This is a genomic window from Nocardia sp. NPDC051900 (genome assembly GCF_044452545.1).
Lineage (GTDB): Bacteria > Actinomycetota > Actinomycetes > Mycobacteriales > Mycobacteriaceae > Nocardia > Nocardia sichangensis.
The window spans coordinates 14,265-28,750 of the sequence record NZ_JBITBU010000033.1; the positions used below are offsets into that span (position 1 = coordinate 14,265).

Sequence of the window (14,486 nt, forward strand, 5' to 3'; positions counted from 1 at the left end):
CGATCGACCCGACAGCCACGGTGTCGCCGCAATTCGAAAGCAACAGTGTCGGCGCATCCGCCGATGCGCCGACACCACGGACCCCGCCGGATCCAGCCCGGCCTCGATCAGCCGCCTGTATCGCCGATCGGCCGCGTGCCGGCCTCGCGTGCGCTTCGCCGCGGCGCGGAGACGGAACGGCACCCGTCAGGCGAATGGTCACCGCTCCCGCCGTGAGCGATCACCGTTGAGCGGCAAGGCAAGCTCGTCGAGCGGCGCGGACCTCGGCGACGAACAGTTCTGGTTGTTCCCACGCGGCGAAATGACCACCGCGCGCGGGCTGTCCCCAGTGCACGATGTTGGTGAAGCGCTTGGCTGCCCAGCGCTGTGACGGGCGGGGCACCTCGGCGGGGAACACGCTGCCGGCGGTCGGCACTGTGATCTGGTCGCCGACCGCGGTGGTGAACCACTCGGTGACTTCGGTGATGCTCTCCCAGTAGAGGCGAGTGGAGGAAGCGCCCGTCGCGGTCACCCAGTAGAGCATCACGTTGTCCAATACCCGGTCGCGGTCCAAGACGGTGTCGAGGTCATCTTCGTGGTCGCTCCAGGTCCAGACCTTCTCCATGATCCACGCGCACAGCGCGGCCGGTGAGTCCAGTAACCCATAACCCAGAGTTTGCGGGCGCGTGGCGTGGACCGCCGAGTAGGCGGATCCGGTGCGGGTGCGTTCCTCGAGATCGCTGAGGGCCCGCCGTTCGGCCTCGGTGAGGTGCGCTTCGTTGTGCTCGGGTGCGGCCAGCGGTGGGATGAGGTGCAGGCCGAGCAGTCTGTGCGGTTGCTGCAACGCGATGCTGGTGGAGATGCTGCTGCCCCAGTCGCTGCCTGCGGCTATGAACTTCTCGTAGCCGAGCCGGGTCGTCAACTCCGCCCAGGCATGTGCGATGCGGTGGATGCCCCAGCCCGGCTCGGTGGGACGACCGCTGAAACCGTAGCCCGGCAGGGACGGCGTGACGACGTGGAACGCGTCGGCGGGATCGCCGCCGTACGCTACCGGATCGGTGAGCGGGCCGAGGACTTGCTCGAACTCCAGGAACGAGCCGGGCCAGCCGTGAGTGAGGACGAGCGGGACGGCTTCCGGATACGGAGAACGGACGTGGAGCGCGTGTATCGGCACGCTGTCGATCTCGGCGACGATCTGCGGAATTCGGTTCAGCCGCGCTTCGGTGGCCGATCAGTCGTATTCGTCGGCCCAGTACCGGCACAGCTCTCGCAGATACGACAGCGGCACACCTTGGGACCAGTCGGTGACCGGCTCACGCTCCGGCCACCGGGTGCGACGGAGCCGTTCGCGTAGGTCACGCAGATCAGCCTCGGCAATATCGATCCGGTAGGGACGAACGCGGTCGGTCATGGTTGTTCTCTCTGCTCTGCCGGTTGAACGGTTTTCAACAGTTGGCGCGCCAGGCCCAGGTAACGGAGTTCGATCCCGGCGCTTCCGGTGCGGGGAATCCGCATCCGAGCGATCACCACATGAACTCGGCGGCAATGGAACCGACCCCCCGTCCATTGTCCAGCCCCCCGGCAGCGCGGTCCGGCTCTACGCTCGGTCAGGCCCGCGTTCCGCCCGTGCGGTCCGACCACCGGATGTCCGGCGGCCGGAGAGGATCCGTCCGCCGGACACCCTCGGATGCGTTCAGCTCTCGACCGGAAGTCCGGCGTCGGTCCAATCCTGGATGCCTTCACGGTACTTCCGGACGTTGGTGTAGCCGAGAGCCTCCAGCTTGGTGGCCACGTGCTGGCTGTTGGCGCAGGCGGCATTCGAGCAGTAGGTGACGATCGCGGCGTCCTTTGCCGGAAGCAGTTGCGGGGCTTTGGTTTCCACGTCGGCTTCGACCAGGTTGAGCGCGCCGGGAAGATGCGCTTTGGCGTAGTACTCGGCGCCGAGCGCGTCGATGATGGTCACCGAACCCGCCTCGATCTGCTCGGCGAGTTCCTGGCGCGTGATCAGTTGGGTCATGGCAGTGCCTCCTTCAGGCGAAATTTATGTGCGTGCGCACGCTATTATATGTGTGCGTGTGCACGCAACTGGTATGCTTCGATTCGTGCCGAATTCCGTGAGCCGTTCCCACCCGGCCGTCCGCGCGTGGTCCGCACTGCTTCAGGTACACGCCAAGCTGGTGCCGGAGCTGGACGCGGAACTACGTCGCGCCACCGCGCTGCCACTGACCTGGTACGACGTCCTTCTGGAACTCGACGGACCGCAGGGGCTGCGGGTGAGCGATCTCGGCGAACGGGTCGTGCTGAGCAGGACGCGGGTGAGTCGCCTGGTCGGCGAACTGGAGTCGCACGGCTTGGTGCGCCGTGAGCCCAATCCGGACGACGGGCGTTCAGCGTTCGTGAGCATCACCGAGGCTGGTCGGCAGCGGCTGCGGGAGGCGGCTCCGCGCTATCTGGCCGGGATCGAACGCCGATTCAGCGGCCTCAGCCCGGACGAACTCCGAGCTCTGGCCGGGGCGCTACGCAAGGCGCTGGGCCCGGTCGACCTGTCCGATCCGAAGCGCTAGCGAGCCGGTTGCCGCCGCCGTCATCGCGCTGGCACCGCGCGCGGTCCTGTTCCTGTTGTGCTGCCGCCCGGCGCTGACGCCCGATCGGCTGACCGGCGCTCGAAGCCCCTCGATCAATCCCTGGCCGACGCCATCGGGCCTCGCGCAGTGGCCGCCCAGGGCCTCGCCGAGGCAGAACGGCTCGAATGCCACAGGCCGCGGCGCGGCTGGGAGCGCACACCGGTGGCATCGAGGTGCTGTGCGCAGCGGCCGCTGCGTTGGCGGCGACTTCGAGGCGCTACCCAGCCCGGGTCGACGCGGCGGGTCGTGCGCGGCCAGGAATGGAGCCACTGCTCGATCTGCTCCAGATTCGCGGCGGAGATGACGACGTCACCGTTTTCGGCGTCCAGCAGCTTCCAGTCGTGCGGTGACACCGGATCGCGCACCAGAAAGTAGCCCGCTCGCGTGGCGCGGTCGGTGAGGTCGCGGAATCGCTTGGAGTTCGGATCCGGTGCGGCCGCTGCGGTTCGATTCATGAGGGATTGCTCCATGGGCGGTGTTGACGTGCGGAATCCGGCGTGATGCGCCCGGCGGCGACCAACGCGGCGAATGCGGCGCGCTTTCTGGCGCAGTCGTGATCGCGGTGTAACTGCATGGCGTGGTGTGCTGCGGCGACGGTCAGCGGCTGGGCGGGTGCGGCGCATGTCCACGCTTCCGGCCACCGGACGGGGCGCGAATGACTCTGCGAGCGAGTCGGTTTGCGCCGAGGAGCGAATCGGCGCGGCTGATCGGTCGGCCACACGCACCCGACGCCGAGCAGCACCGCGCCACATCCCGCGAATACCGTCACGATGCTCGACAGCAGGGCCCATATCCCCACCCGGCTCACCGCTGGCAGCCGTCGCCGGAACCGGTGCGCAGGTCCTCGGCGAGCTCGTGCAATCCGTCCAGAACCTGCTGGAACGTCCAGAGTTCCGGTGCGGTGTCGGCGTGCGGCAGGTGGTCGGTGTGGTCGGTAGGGAACGCGATACCGCGCCGGTGAGCGCGTTCGCGCGGGCTCGACTCCTGTGGCACGATCCGGCCGCGCCGTACCAAGGTGTAGAAGGCGACCCACTTCCACGCGCACCGATCGACCCGGCATCCCCGGTGCCGCCGCATAAGCCGGTGCGCCAACTCGACATCAGCCGAGCCGCAGATTCTCGGCGGCGCGACCACCCCGCTGCCTTCCTTCTGATTACGCAAGATCTTTCCTATCCCTTCCTGCCTACCCGGGCTGGTGATGTCACGAGTGGCACATGGCTGCGGCATTTCGCGAGTGGGCTCTCCATCATGTGCCGCTGATCTTGAATCTCCGGGGCCTTCACGCTTCGGGTGGGTAAGTAGCCAGCGTGTTTCGGCCGCGGTGGGTGATTTCGTAGCGGTTTCTTCGGGCTCCGGTCACGATGAGGTCGTGGTTGATGAGGTTCGCCAGGGCTTGGCGGGTCTTCCATTCGGTGAGGCTGGCCGACACCTTGATCTGATGTTCGGTGAGCATCCCGCCGCAGTTCAGCGCGCGCAGGATTCGGACTTCGGCGGCGGAGAGGCTTTCATGTCGCGTGGCCATGCGGCTATGTTGCTGCAGGCCAACAGCATCCGGGCTGGGAAAACGGGCGGTCCGATGAAGTCGGCCATCCGCCCAGAGCCCGGACCGGTCCACACGTAGTTCGAAGTCCGAACCGGACCGGCATCTGGGCCGTTTCGGACCGAGCAGGGGAAAGGGGAGCGATGGGGAAGGACGATCAGCCTGGTTCGACATTGCCGCGTCGGCAACTCGGGCGGGCATTACGGGAGGCTCGGGAAGGTGCCGGGTTCACGCTCGAGCGCGCCGCGCAGCTCATGGAAATGGGCAAGACTTCGGTCGGCAGGATCGAGAAGGGGCAGAACGACAAAATAAGGCTGCGCGACGTAGATGCGTTCGGCGAGTTGTACGGGCTCGACGCGGCGCAGATCGAGGAGCTGAAAGCTCTTGCCCAGCAATCAGCGACGAAATCGTGGTGGCAGTCATCGCGGCATCTGCTTCTGCCTGGATACAACACGTATCTAGGGCTCGAAGCCGGTGCATCGAATTTGCATTTCTACCAACCTTTGGTCATGCCAGGCCTATTGCAGGTAAAGGACTATGCGACAGCTATCGAGGGACCGATTTTCCCGGCGGAGACGGCTGCGGACATCGAAAGGCGCGTGATTCTGCGGCTACAGCGGTCGTCCATCCTCACTCGCCATTACAGCCCTGTGCGGGCCGAGTTCATACTGCACCAAAGCGTGCTACACACAATCGTTGGATCGCCGCGCACAATGGGCATACAGCTACGGCACGCAGCTGACATGGGTACACGTGAGAACGTGACCGTTCGTATCCTGCCGTATTCGGCAGGCCATCCGGGGCACCACGTAGCAACTCCGTACATAGTTCTGGACTTCCCGCGAGACGCTCGCGGCTACGTGGAGCCATCCGTCGTCTACACCGAAAGCATCATCGGGCGTATGTTTTTCGAGGATGACGCCGATGTGAACCAGTTCCGTGCAGTACACGAGTCCCTCCGGGCTGCCGCCCTGGAGGAACAAGCGTCGAGGGACCTTCTCAGGAAGACAGCAAGGAGTTACGAACAGTGAACATCGACCTATCCGGCGCGCAGTGGTTCAAATCGAGCCGCAGCACCGGCCAAGAAGCGTGTGTCGAAGTTGCGTGGCTCGAGGCAGGGTACGTCGGTGTTCGCGATTCGAAGAACCCAACCGGCCCGGCGCTGATCTTCGCGCCGGGCCAGTGGGATGTCTTTGCCTCCGGCATCCGTGACGGGAAGTTCGACCGATCGGCTTGAACTGGATTCCCGCCGCGAACAACAGCGGCCCCGCACCCGAGCAACGCATGGTCGGGCCAGGGCCGCTGACGGAGCTATCAGTTCACCTCCGCCAGGGTCGGGGCAGGTGTGTCGACCGACGCGCGTGAAACCTCCTTGCGGTGCAGCGCGTGGCTGCAAGCGACGACGGCGAGGGCGGCGAGGCCGAGAATCACGCCGATCCAGGCGACCGCCGGGTAGCCGAGGCCCGCGCTGATGGCCAGCCCGCCGATCCAGGGGCCTGCGGTGATGCCGACGTTGAACGAGGAGATGTTGGTGGCTCCCGCCAGGGTGGGCGCGTCGCCCGCGAGGGTGAAGACGCGGCTGTTCAGGGTCGGGTTGATGCCGAAACCGAAGGCGCCCAACAGGAACGACAGCAGTACGACGGGGACGGTGTGCTCCATCGTGAGGGCGAGTAGCGCCGAGGTGAGCACGCCGCCGGTAATGCCGACGTACAGGCTGGTCAGCGGGTGATTGTCGGCGGTGCGCCCACCGATGACGATGCCGAGGAACGCGCCGAGTCCGTAGATGCCGAGTACCGCCGGAATCCAGCCGTCCGCCATGCCGGTGGTGCGGGACAGCAGAGCGCCGAGGTAGGCGAAGGTGACCATCAGGGCGGCGATCGCGAGCGCGGTGGTGGCGTAGGAAAGCCAGAGCGCGGGGCGCATCATCGTGCGCAGTTCGGTGCTCAGGCGTAGCGGCGCGTCGGTCCGTCCGCCGGGGATCTTCGCCAGCACGCCGATCCCGGCCGCCGCCGACAGCAGCGCGACCGCCCAGAACGCCGCGCGCCAGCCGAGCTGTTGTCCGATCACGGTGCCCGCCGGAAGCCCGATGATGATGGCCAAAGTGAGCCCGCCCGCGACGATGCTCATCGCCTTGCCGCGCGCCGTGGCCGGGACGAGACCGATCGCCGTTGTCGCGGCAACCGCCCAGAACCCGGCGTAGACGAACGCGCCGACCATCCGCGTCGCGAACAGCACCCAGTACTCCGAGGTGAGCGCTCCGACGACGTGAGTGCCGACGAACACCGCGAGGAAGGAGAGCAGTGCGGTGCGCCGCGACCAGCGCAGTGTCGCCACCGCCAGTACCGGCGCGCCCACCAGCATGCCCAGTGCGAAGCCCGAGATGAGCAGGCCCGCGCGCGGCACGGAGACGCCCAGGTCTGCGGCCATCTCGGTGAGCAGGCCCGCGAGCATCAGCTCCGAGGTGCCCTGGGCGAAGATCGACAGACCCAGGACGTAGATCGCCACGGGCATCGGTACCTCCTTATTTTGTACTGATCTATCCAAAATTAGGCGCGGCGAGGCCGTCGCCGAAGTCGACAAGTCTCAGAGGGCGTCGAGGGCGGTGATCGCGATGGCGGCGAGCGTCTCGCGGTCCGCGCCGCCGCGTGCGGCCACCCGCATCCCTCCGATCGTGGCGATCACGAAGTGCGCCAAGGCGGTCGGTTGTTTGTCAGGCGCGATCTCACCGGCGCGCCTGGCCGTCTCGAACACGTCCGTCAGCACGGCGAGTCGTCGCTGGTAATCGGTGGCGAGAACGGCGGCCAGTTCGGGGTCGCGCGGGGCCAGTTCGATCGTCGAGTTGACCACGAGGCAGCCGAGCGGGTCCTCGTCCGGGGCCTCGACGATCTGCCACAGCAGGGCGCGGATCATGCCGCGCACCCCAGTCTCGCTGTCGAGCAGGTCGAACGTCGCCGCGTTCTTGGCTGTCATGTATCGGCGCAGGGCGCGGCCGAACAGGTCCCGCTTGCTGGTGAAGGTGTTGTAGATGCTGCTGCGGCCAAGGCCGGTCGCGGCGCAGAGGTCTTCGGTGGAGGTCGCCTCGTATCCCGCGCGCCAAAAGGCGTGCATCGCCGCGTCCACCGCGCGGTCCTCGTCGAAGGATCTGGGTCGTGGCATGGGTTTACGCTAGCACGGTTTTGAACCGATCGTTCCAATATACTTCGAAGGGCCTTCTGGCCAGCGTTGTTCCGGAGTCCAAGCGGCTGTTAAGCGTCCGATAGGCGGGCTCGCGGATAGTTCTGAGCGAGTCCACTCCAGGAAACGAGGATCATCATGCAAGCCATCCTGCGCACCCTGCGCCTGCTCGTACTCGGCGTCACGCTGTTCGTGCCCGCGTTCGCCGTCGCGACGGTCGGCGCGGGCGCCGCGAACGCGGGCGCGGTCGAGCTGATCGAGTTCGCGCCGGGAAGCGATCACGCGTCGGTCGGCGGAGCGGTCGTGCGCGGCGACGCCGACACCTACGTGCTCGAGGCGCGGGCGGGGCAGACCCTGACCACCGAACTCATCTCGGTCGAGGGCAACGCGCGGTTCAGCGCCACCGCCCCGGACGGACGCGTGCTGTGCGCCGAGGAGATCGGGAGCCGGATCACCTTGCCGCAGAACGGTTACTACACGATCTCGATAGCGCCGAGCCGGGGCAACGCGACCTACACCTTGTCGGTGCGCATCGTCTGAGTCCTCAGGGCGACACCGCGACACCGAGCGTCTGGGCGACCAGGAAGCGGGGAGCGTGCTCCCCGTAGAACGACTCGGCGTCGCGGATCTCGAAACCGGCGTCTGTCACCAGGCCGCGAATGTCGCGGTTGAGGTGGCAGCCGCCGAACAGTCGTTTCTGGACCGGGTTCAGCCGGTTCTGCCACGCCCGCACCTTCTCGTCGGGCGCAAGCCCATGCTCGACGAAATGCAAGGTCCCGCCAGGGACGAGCACCCGGCGCACCTCGGTGAGCGCGGCGGCGATGTCGGGGATGGTGCACATCGTCCAGGTCGACAGCGCGCAGTCGAAGGCGTCGTCCGGGAAGGGCAGCGCCTGCCCGTCCAGCCCGGCCCGCTCGACCGGCACGGTGGCGGCGGCGACGCGTTCGCTCGCCAGCCGCCAGCCGAGATCGGCGGGCTCGACCGCGCGCACCGACGCGACCCCCGCCGGGTAGAACGGGACGTTCAGTCCCGAACCGAAACCGAGTTCCACGACCTGTCCGTGCAGTCCGGCACACACCCGCTCGCGCAGCGGAGTCAATTCCCGCAATCCGCAGGACCGATTGACGATCCGCGGCAGCACATGCTCGGCATAGGCACCCATGCCTTCACTCTGACAGGCATCGCCCATTGCGACCAGGGCTGCACGGCCCCAGCCCGACAGTTTTCCGCGCCTTTGCGGTCCTCTGCTCGACCCGGCCCCAGTGGCTGCACGGGACCGAGGGAAGCGGCTCCGGCCAGCCGGTCAGGAAGCCGGGACCGCAGGTGCCGCCGCGCCTGAGGCCGGTGACCGTATCGGGCGGACCGGGCATGCCCGTGGGATGCTGGCGCGGTGACTGTGTTCGAAGTCTGGGCACCGCGGCCGGAGTCGGTGCGACTGGATCTGGAGGGTGTCGTCCATTCGATGACGCGGTCGCCGGATGGGTGGTGGCGCGCCGACGTGCCCGCCGCGAACGGCGCCAGGTACGGCTTCCTGCTCGACGACGATCCGACCGTGCTGCCCGATCCCCGCTCGCCGCGCCAGCCCGACGGCGTGCACGCCCGCTCGGCGCTGCACACCCTCGATCCGGCGGGGTGGACCGATGCGGCGTGGACCGGTCGGCCGCAGGCCGGGGCGGTCTACTACGAACTGCACATCGGGACCTTCACCCCGGAAGGCACCTTCGACGCCGCGATCGAACGGCTCGACCACCTGGTCGGGCTGGGCGTCACCGTGGTCGAAGTGATGCCGGTGAACGCCTTCGACGGCCCGCACAACTGGGGCTACGACGGCGTGCTCTGGTACGCGGTGCAGGAGAGTTACGGCGGGCCCGACGGCCTGCAACGGTTCGTGAACGCCTGTCATGCCCGCGGGCTCGCGGTCTGCCTCGACGTCGTCTACAACCACCTCGGCCCGTCCGGGAACTACCTGCCGCGCTTCGCGCCCTACCTGACCGAGGGCCGCAACACCTGGGGGCAGAGCCTCAATCTCGACGGCCCGCAGTCCGATCACGTGCGCGGGTACGTCATCGACAACGCGGTGCGCTGGCTGCGCGATTTCCACATCGACGCGCTGCGCTTGGACGCGGTGCACGCCCTGGTCGACCGCACCGCCACCCACCTGCTGGCCGAACTCGCCGTCGCGACCGAGCGCCTGGCCACCCACGTGCGCAGGCCGCTGACGCTCATCGCGGAGAGCGATCTCAACGATCCGAAGCTGATCACCCCGCGCGCGGCGGGCGGCTACGGCCTGACCGCGCAGTGGAACGACGACCTGCACCACGCCGTGCACACCGCGGTCTCCGGTGAGCGGCAGGGCTATTACGCGGACTTCGGTTCCCTGCGCTGCCTGGCCCACACGTTGAAGCACGGGTTCTTCCACGCCGCAACGTATTCCAGTTTCCGTGGCCGCACGCACGGCCGCCCGATCGATCGCAGCCTGATCCCGGGCAGCGCGCTGCTGGCCTACACCTGCGATCACGACCAGATCGGCAACCGGGCGCTGGGCGAGCGCCCGAGCGCCTATCTCACCGGCGGCCAGCTCGCGATCAAGGCCGCCCTGGTGCTGTGCGGACCGTTCACGCCGATGCTGTTCATGGGGGAGGAGTGGGGCGCCCGCACACCGTTCCAGTTCTTCACCTCGCACACCGACCCGGATGTCGCCGCCGCCACCGCATCCGGGCGCAAGAAGGAGTTCGCCCAGCACGGCTGGCCCGAGGGCGAGGTGCCCGACCCGCAGGATGTGAAAACGTTCCTGCGCTCCAAACTCGATTGGACGGAAGCCGACGAGCCGGGCCACGCCCGGCTGCTGTCGTGCTATCGCGCGCTGCTCGCCCTGCGCCGCGATCGTGCGGAGCTCAGCGATCCCTGGTTGACCCACGTTTCGGTGGACTACGACGAGTCCGCGCGGTGGATCGTCGTTCGCCGGGGCACCCTGGCCCTGGTGTGCAACCTCGGCGAGGACCAGGTCGCGGTGCCGATCGCGGGCCTTCCGCTGCTGTCCTGGGAATCCCCGACGATCGGCCGTTCCGCCACAACCGTTCCCGGCCACTCGTTCACCCTGCTGGAGACGGCGCCGCCCGGCCCGCGCTGAGCGCGTGGAACCCCAGCTCGCGGCGGCCTTTCGGGCACTCGCCCGGTAACGGGCGTACAACTGTCCGAGACAGGTACTTTGCCGGAATCGTCCCATGCCATTACCGTGGAGAGATGAGCAACGTCGCTTCCGGGGACTTTGCGGTTCTTCCCCCGGGGATGGGTGGCAGCGCTGCCGCCGAATTCGCACCGTTCGTGCGCGCTTTCGCACGGGCGTTCGGCAATCGCCGGGGCGCGGGGGCGGCGTTCACGCTGCACCGGCACGGAGAGCCGTTGGTGGACATCTGGGTCGGCTCCGGCGGTGACGTTCCGTGGACCAGGGACACCGGCACGATCATCTTCTCGGCCACCAAGGGGATCGCGGCCACCGTCGTGCACCGTCTCGCCGACCGCGGGTTGCTCGATTACTCCGCTCCGGTCGCGGAGTACTGGCCGGAGTTCGGCGCCAACGGCAAGCACAAGATCACCATTCGTCATCTGCTCACCCACCGGGCGGGACTGTCCGCGCTGGCCCCGATCGCCACCGGCGGCCTGGCCGACGTGCTGGACCACGAACTCATGGAACAGCGCCTGGCCGCGGCCAAGCCCGACCGCTTGCTCGGCGTTCCCACCTACCACGCGCTCACCTTCGGCTGGCTGGTCGGAGGCATGACGCGCGCGATCACCGGCACCGGCCTCGGCGAGCTGATCCGCACCGAGGTCGCCGAGCCGCTCGGCATCGAAGGGCTCCACCTGGGCAGGCCGCCCGCCGGTGCGCCGATCACCTACGCCCCGCTGGCGGGCACCCAGCTGAGTGCGCTCGGAAAGCCGCTCGGCGCAGCGGTTCTCGGCCGTAGCCACCGGATTCCCGGCGCGCTGGGGGCCGCCACCCGCTGCCTGTTCCTGCCCGGTCTGGAAGCCATCCTCGAGGGCGTCAGCCCGCCGATCCTGGACACCGAACTCGGTGCGGGCAACGGTGTGGCCACCGCGCCGGCACTGGCCACGATGTACGGCGCGCTCGCGGGCGACGGCACCGTGGCCGACCACAGGTACCTCGGCCGCCGCACCATGAAGGCGCTGCGCCGCGTCGAGACCTACCAGCCCGATCGCGCGCTGTTCTACCTGCCGATGATGTGGCGTCTGGGCTACCACTCGCTGCCGATGCCGGGCGCCCACGCCGGGTTCGGGCACATCGGCCTCGGCGGCTCCTTCGGCTGGGCCGAACCCCGGCTGGGCCTGTCGGTCGGCTTCGTGCACAACCGGCTCTCCGTCGCGCAGCTCAGCTACGACCAGTCGGCGGCGTTCTGGTTGCTGCCGCTCATGCTGAACTGCCTGCGTTCGTCCCGCCGCCGGATCCCGGCCGCGCAGACGCCCAAGGCTGCGTGACCGTCGGATGCTAGCTGCGCTGACGCCCGAGGCTGCGTGACGCGTCGGATTTCGGCTGCGCGGAGGCCCGAGGCTGCGTGACGCGTCGGATTTCGGCTGCGCGGAGGCCCGAGGCTGCGTGACGCGTCGGATTTCGGCTGCGCTGACGCCCGAGGCTGCGTGACGCGTCGGATTTCGGCCACGCAGACGCCCAAGGCCACGTGGCACGTCGGATCCCGGCTGTGAAAAGGCCCGAGCGTGGCATGTCGGATTGCGGTCGCGCGGAGGCCCGAGGCTGCGTGGCAGTCGGATGCTGGCCGCGCGCTGCGTGACGCGTCGGATTTCGGCCGCGCAGACGCCCAAGGCTGCGTGACGCGTCGGATCCCGGCTGTGCGGAGGCCCGAGCGTGGCATGTCGGATTGCGGTCGCGGCGGAGGCCCCAGGCTGCGTGGCAGTCGGATACCGGTCGGTCAGACGCCCGAGGCCGCCTGACCGCCGGAGTCGCGCTCAGGTCAGGTAGCGGTAGGCCGGTGAATCGGGCTCGAGGCGCTCGCACTGGATCGGGGAGTGATGCATCCGTTCCAGCAGCGGCGCCAGCCCGTCGGGGGCGCCCAGTTCGATGCCGACCAGCGCCGCGCCCGTCTCCCGGTTGTTGCGCTTGACGTACTCGAACAGCGTGATGTCGTCTTCCGGGCCGAGCACCTCGTTGAGGAAGCGGCGCAGCGCGCCGGGTTCCTGCGGGAAGTCCACCAGGAAGTAGTGCTTGAGCCCGCTGTGCACGAGCGAGCGCTCGATGATCTCGCCGTAGCGGGAGACGTCGTTGTTGCCGCCGGACACCAGGCACACCACCGTGGAGCCCGGCTCTACGGTGATCTCCGCCAGCGCCGTCGTGGTGAGCGCGCCCGCGGGCTCGGCGATGATGCCCTCGCTCTGGTACAGGTCGAGCATGGTCGTGCAGATCGCGCCCTCGTCGACCTGCATCATCTGGAAAGTGCCCGCGCCTCTGGGAGATTCGGTGGTGGTCAGCAGCGGCAGCGACGCGTGCGAGACCACGCGCCCGCCGAATCCGGACACCGCCGCGTACGGCACGGCGCCCACCCGGCGCACCGCGGCGCCGTCGACGAACGGATCGATCTCCGGCAGCGTGACCGGACCGCCCGCCACCAGAGCCGCGGTCATCGAGGCCGCGCCCGCGGGCTCCACGCCGAGGATGGCGGTGCGGGGGGATCGGGCGCGCAGGTAGGTGCCGATGCCCGCCAGGCAGCCGCCGCCGCCCACGGGCACGATCACCAGGTCAGGGGTGGTGGGGAGCTGTTCCAGGATCTCCGCGGCGATGGTGCCCTGACCAGCCGCGGTGCGGGTGTCGTCGAACGGCGGCACCATGGTCGCGCCGGTGCGCTCCACGTCGGCGGCGGCGGCCGCGGCGGCGGTGTCGTAGGTCTCGCCGACCGCGATGAGCTCGACGAACTCTCCGCCGTGCACCCGGATGCGGTCACGCTTCTGCTTCGGCGTCGTGGTCGGCACGTAGATGCGGCCCTTGATCCCCATCGCCTGGCAGGCGAACGCGACGCCCTGCGCGTGGTTGCCCGCGCTGGCCGCGACCACGCCGGCGGCGCGTTCCCGCTCGGTCAGCTGGACCACGAGGTTGTAGGCGCCGCGCAGCTTGTAGGAGCGGACCGCGCTGAGGTCTTCGCGCTTCAGATAGACGTTCGCCCCGGTCAGCTTGGACAGCCGCTCGCTGCGCTGCAGCGGGGTCGGATCAATGACGTCGGCAATCCGCTTGGCGGCAGCATCGATCTCGTCCGCGGTGAGGGCGGGACGAGAAGCGGTCAGTGCGTCGAGGACATCAAGCGGATCGGACACCCCGAATATGCTGCCACCCGCCGCGGCGGCGAGCTGCGGCGGGTGGCGGTGACACGCGGGCTACCTGCGCAGAAGCTACTGCGGGGTGAGAACGAAGACGGGGATCTGACGATCGGTCTTGGTCTGGTAGTTCGCGTAATCCGGCCACACCTCGACCGCGCGCTCCCACCACTGCGCCTTCTCGTCGCCGAACACCTCGCGGGCGGTGTAGTCCTTGTTGACCGTGCCGTCGCGCAGTTCGACGTGCGGTTCGGCCTTGATGTTGTGGTACCAGACGGGATGCTTCGGCGCGCCGCCCAGCGAGGCGACCACGGCGTACTCGCCGTCGTGTTCCACCCGCATCAGCGGGGTCTTGCGCAGCTTGCCGGTCTTGGCCCCTTTAGTGGTGAGCAGGATGATCGGCACACCTTGCAAGGTCGCGCCCTCGGTGCCGCCGGAGTTCTCGTACTTCTCGGCCTGTTCGCGGGCCCAGTCGGATGTACTCGGTTCGTATTCACCTGTCAGTGGCATATCTGCGGCAACGCCGCGGCGATTACTTGTGTTCCCGGCGACAAAAAGTTCGCTGGCCCGAACTTCCAATTCCGACTACCCTGAGGGGATGGCGGTCGTTCACTCCTCGGCGCGCGGCACCACGATCGACATCGCGGGTAGCGCGTGGCCGGTATACAAGCTCGACGCACTGGTCGTCGGCTTGGTGACCTGCCTCGTCCTGGCCCTGATCACCGGATCGCTGCAACTCGCGGTACTCGTCGCGGCAGCGCTCGGCGCGGCGCGGTGGCTGATCGGCATGGCGGTCGCGGGTCTCGGCGAAGGGCCCGGCGGCACGCCGTAGC

General features: G+C 68.3%; 16 protein-coding genes and 1 pseudogene. 7 read left to right on the plus strand and 10 right to left on the minus strand.

Going from position 1 to position 14,486, the window contains the following annotated elements; all coding sequences use genetic code 11:
- Positions 1–220 precede the first annotated feature (220 nt).
- Positions 221–1,390, minus strand: a pseudogene (locus ACIA5H_RS35340) (epoxide hydrolase family protein).
- A 282-nt stretch (positions 1,391–1,672) separates the two neighbouring features.
- Positions 1,673–1,996, minus strand: a complete 324-nt coding sequence (locus ACIA5H_RS35345) for a rhodanese-like domain-containing protein (RefSeq protein WP_397080426.1) — start codon at positions 1,994–1,996, stop codon at positions 1,673–1,675.
- Positions 1,997–2,081: 85 nt separating this feature from the next.
- On the opposite strand from ACIA5H_RS35345, the gene ACIA5H_RS35350 reads away from it, so the two are divergent.
- Positions 2,082–2,543, plus strand: a complete 462-nt coding sequence (locus tag ACIA5H_RS35350) for a MarR family winged helix-turn-helix transcriptional regulator (protein WP_397080428.1) — start codon at positions 2,082–2,084, stop codon at positions 2,541–2,543.
- 113 nt (positions 2,544–2,656) lie between these two features.
- On the opposite strand, the gene ACIA5H_RS35355 is transcribed toward ACIA5H_RS35350, so the two are convergent.
- The 3 genes from ACIA5H_RS35355 to ACIA5H_RS35365 all read right to left on the minus strand — a co-directional run bounded on the left by ACIA5H_RS35355 (position 2,657) and on the right by ACIA5H_RS35365 (position 4,125).
- On the minus strand, positions 2,657–3,058 hold the full coding sequence (locus ACIA5H_RS35355) for a hypothetical protein (RefSeq protein WP_397080430.1): 402 nt from the start codon (positions 3,056–3,058) through the stop codon (positions 2,657–2,659).
- 349 nt (positions 3,059–3,407) lie between these two features.
- A complete protein-coding gene (locus ACIA5H_RS35360) occupies positions 3,408–3,764 on the minus strand; it encodes a hypothetical protein (RefSeq protein WP_397080432.1) in 357 nt (118 codons plus the stop codon).
- A gap of 118 nt (positions 3,765–3,882) precedes the next feature.
- Positions 3,883–4,125: a hypothetical protein gene (locus ACIA5H_RS35365; RefSeq protein WP_355078321.1), complete on the minus strand. Its 243-nt coding sequence runs from the start codon at positions 4,123–4,125 to the stop codon at positions 3,883–3,885.
- Positions 4,126–4,286: 161 nt separating this feature from the next.
- Here ACIA5H_RS35365 and ACIA5H_RS35370 point away from each other — a divergent pair, with 161 nt between their 5' ends.
- Both ACIA5H_RS35370 and ACIA5H_RS35375 read left to right on the plus strand, forming a co-directional pair.
- Positions 4,287–5,174: a helix-turn-helix domain-containing protein gene (locus ACIA5H_RS35370; protein WP_379255684.1), complete on the plus strand. Its 888-nt coding sequence runs from the start codon at positions 4,287–4,289 to the stop codon at positions 5,172–5,174.
- Positions 5,171–5,380: a DUF397 domain-containing protein gene (locus tag ACIA5H_RS35375; RefSeq protein ID WP_355078319.1), complete on the plus strand. Its 210-nt coding sequence runs from the start codon at positions 5,171–5,173 to the stop codon at positions 5,378–5,380. Before ACIA5H_RS35370 ends, ACIA5H_RS35375 begins: the two co-directional genes overlap by 4 nt.
- A gap of 77 nt (positions 5,381–5,457) precedes the next feature.
- On the opposite strand, the gene ACIA5H_RS35380 is transcribed toward ACIA5H_RS35375, so the two are convergent.
- Both ACIA5H_RS35380 and ACIA5H_RS35385 read right to left on the minus strand, forming a co-directional pair.
- Positions 5,458–6,654 (minus strand): Cmx/CmrA family chloramphenicol efflux MFS transporter, encoded by a 1,197-nt coding sequence (locus ACIA5H_RS35380; RefSeq protein WP_397080435.1) that lies wholly within the window; start codon positions 6,652–6,654, stop codon positions 5,458–5,460.
- 72 nt (positions 6,655–6,726) lie between these two features.
- On the minus strand, positions 6,727–7,299 hold the full coding sequence (locus ACIA5H_RS35385; RefSeq protein WP_397080437.1) for a TetR/AcrR family transcriptional regulator: 573 nt from the start codon (positions 7,297–7,299) through the stop codon (positions 6,727–6,729).
- Between the two features lie 156 nt (positions 7,300–7,455).
- On the opposite strand from ACIA5H_RS35385, the gene ACIA5H_RS35390 reads away from it, so the two are divergent.
- Positions 7,456–7,857, plus strand: coding sequence for a hypothetical protein (locus ACIA5H_RS35390; protein WP_397080439.1), 402 nt, complete (start codon positions 7,456–7,458; stop codon positions 7,855–7,857).
- A 4-nt stretch (positions 7,858–7,861) separates the two neighbouring features.
- On the opposite strand, the gene ACIA5H_RS35395 is transcribed toward ACIA5H_RS35390, so the two are convergent.
- A complete protein-coding gene (locus ACIA5H_RS35395) occupies positions 7,862–8,479 on the minus strand; it encodes a class I SAM-dependent methyltransferase (protein ID WP_397080441.1) in 618 nt (205 codons plus the stop codon).
- A 228-nt stretch (positions 8,480–8,707) separates the two neighbouring features.
- On the opposite strand from ACIA5H_RS35395, the gene treZ reads away from it, so the two are divergent.
- Positions 8,708–10,447: a malto-oligosyltrehalose trehalohydrolase gene (gene treZ, locus ACIA5H_RS35400; protein WP_397080443.1), complete on the plus strand. Its 1,740-nt coding sequence runs from the start codon at positions 8,708–8,710 to the stop codon at positions 10,445–10,447.
- Between the two features lie 113 nt (positions 10,448–10,560).
- Positions 10,561–11,811, plus strand: coding sequence for a serine hydrolase domain-containing protein (locus ACIA5H_RS35405; protein ID WP_397080445.1), 1,251 nt, complete (start codon positions 10,561–10,563; stop codon positions 11,809–11,811).
- A 486-nt stretch (positions 11,812–12,297) separates the two neighbouring features.
- Here the strand turns inward: ACIA5H_RS35405 and ilvA are convergent, their stop codons facing one another.
- Positions 12,298–13,653: a threonine ammonia-lyase IlvA gene (gene ilvA / locus ACIA5H_RS35410; RefSeq protein ID WP_397080447.1), complete on the minus strand. Its 1,356-nt coding sequence runs from the start codon at positions 13,651–13,653 to the stop codon at positions 12,298–12,300.
- 75 nt (positions 13,654–13,728) lie between these two features.
- Positions 13,729–14,163 (minus strand): nitroreductase family deazaflavin-dependent oxidoreductase, encoded by a 435-nt coding sequence (locus ACIA5H_RS35415; RefSeq protein WP_379255671.1) that lies wholly within the window; start codon positions 14,161–14,163, stop codon positions 13,729–13,731.
- 88 nt (positions 14,164–14,251) lie between these two features.
- On the opposite strand from ACIA5H_RS35415, the gene ACIA5H_RS35420 reads away from it, so the two are divergent.
- Entirely contained in the window at positions 14,252–14,485 is a 234-nt protein-coding gene (locus ACIA5H_RS35420; RefSeq protein ID WP_355078310.1) for a hypothetical protein, read from the plus strand.
- Position 14,486 lies beyond the last annotated feature (1 nt).

What these genes read in the sequence shown, in the direction of transcription:
- ACIA5H_RS35345 (WP_397080426.1), bottom strand. Translation starts at nt 1,996, where the DNA reads ATGACCCAACTGATCACGCGCCAGGAACTCGCCGAGCAGATCGAGGCG.
- ACIA5H_RS35355 (WP_397080430.1), bottom strand. Translation starts at nt 3,058, where the DNA reads ATGAATCGAACCGCAGCGGCCGCACCGGATCCGAACTCCAAGCGATTC.
- ACIA5H_RS35365 (WP_355078321.1), bottom strand. Translation starts at nt 4,125, where the DNA reads ATGGCCACGCGACATGAAAGCCTCTCCGCCGCCGAAGTCCGAATCCTG.
- ACIA5H_RS35370 (WP_379255684.1), top strand. Translation starts at nt 4,287, where the DNA reads ATGGGGAAGGACGATCAGCCTGGTTCGACATTGCCGCGTCGGCAACTC.
- ACIA5H_RS35380 (WP_397080435.1), bottom strand. Translation starts at nt 6,654, where the DNA reads ATGCCCGTGGCGATCTACGTCCTGGGTCTGTCGATCTTCGCCCAGGGC.
- ACIA5H_RS35385 (WP_397080437.1), bottom strand. Translation starts at nt 7,299, where the DNA reads ATGCCACGACCCAGATCCTTCGACGAGGACCGCGCGGTGGACGCGGCG.
- ACIA5H_RS35390 (WP_397080439.1), top strand. Translation starts at nt 7,456, where the DNA reads ATGCAAGCCATCCTGCGCACCCTGCGCCTGCTCGTACTCGGCGTCACG.
- ACIA5H_RS35395 (WP_397080441.1), bottom strand. Translation starts at nt 8,479, where the DNA reads ATGGGTGCCTATGCCGAGCATGTGCTGCCGCGGATCGTCAATCGGTCC.
- ACIA5H_RS35405 (WP_397080445.1), top strand. Translation starts at nt 10,561, where the DNA reads ATGAGCAACGTCGCTTCCGGGGACTTTGCGGTTCTTCCCCCGGGGATG.
- ACIA5H_RS35415 (WP_379255671.1), bottom strand. Translation starts at nt 14,163, where the DNA reads ATGCCACTGACAGGTGAATACGAACCGAGTACATCCGACTGGGCCCGC.
- ACIA5H_RS35420 (WP_355078310.1), top strand. Translation starts at nt 14,252, where the DNA reads ATGGCGGTCGTTCACTCCTCGGCGCGCGGCACCACGATCGACATCGCG.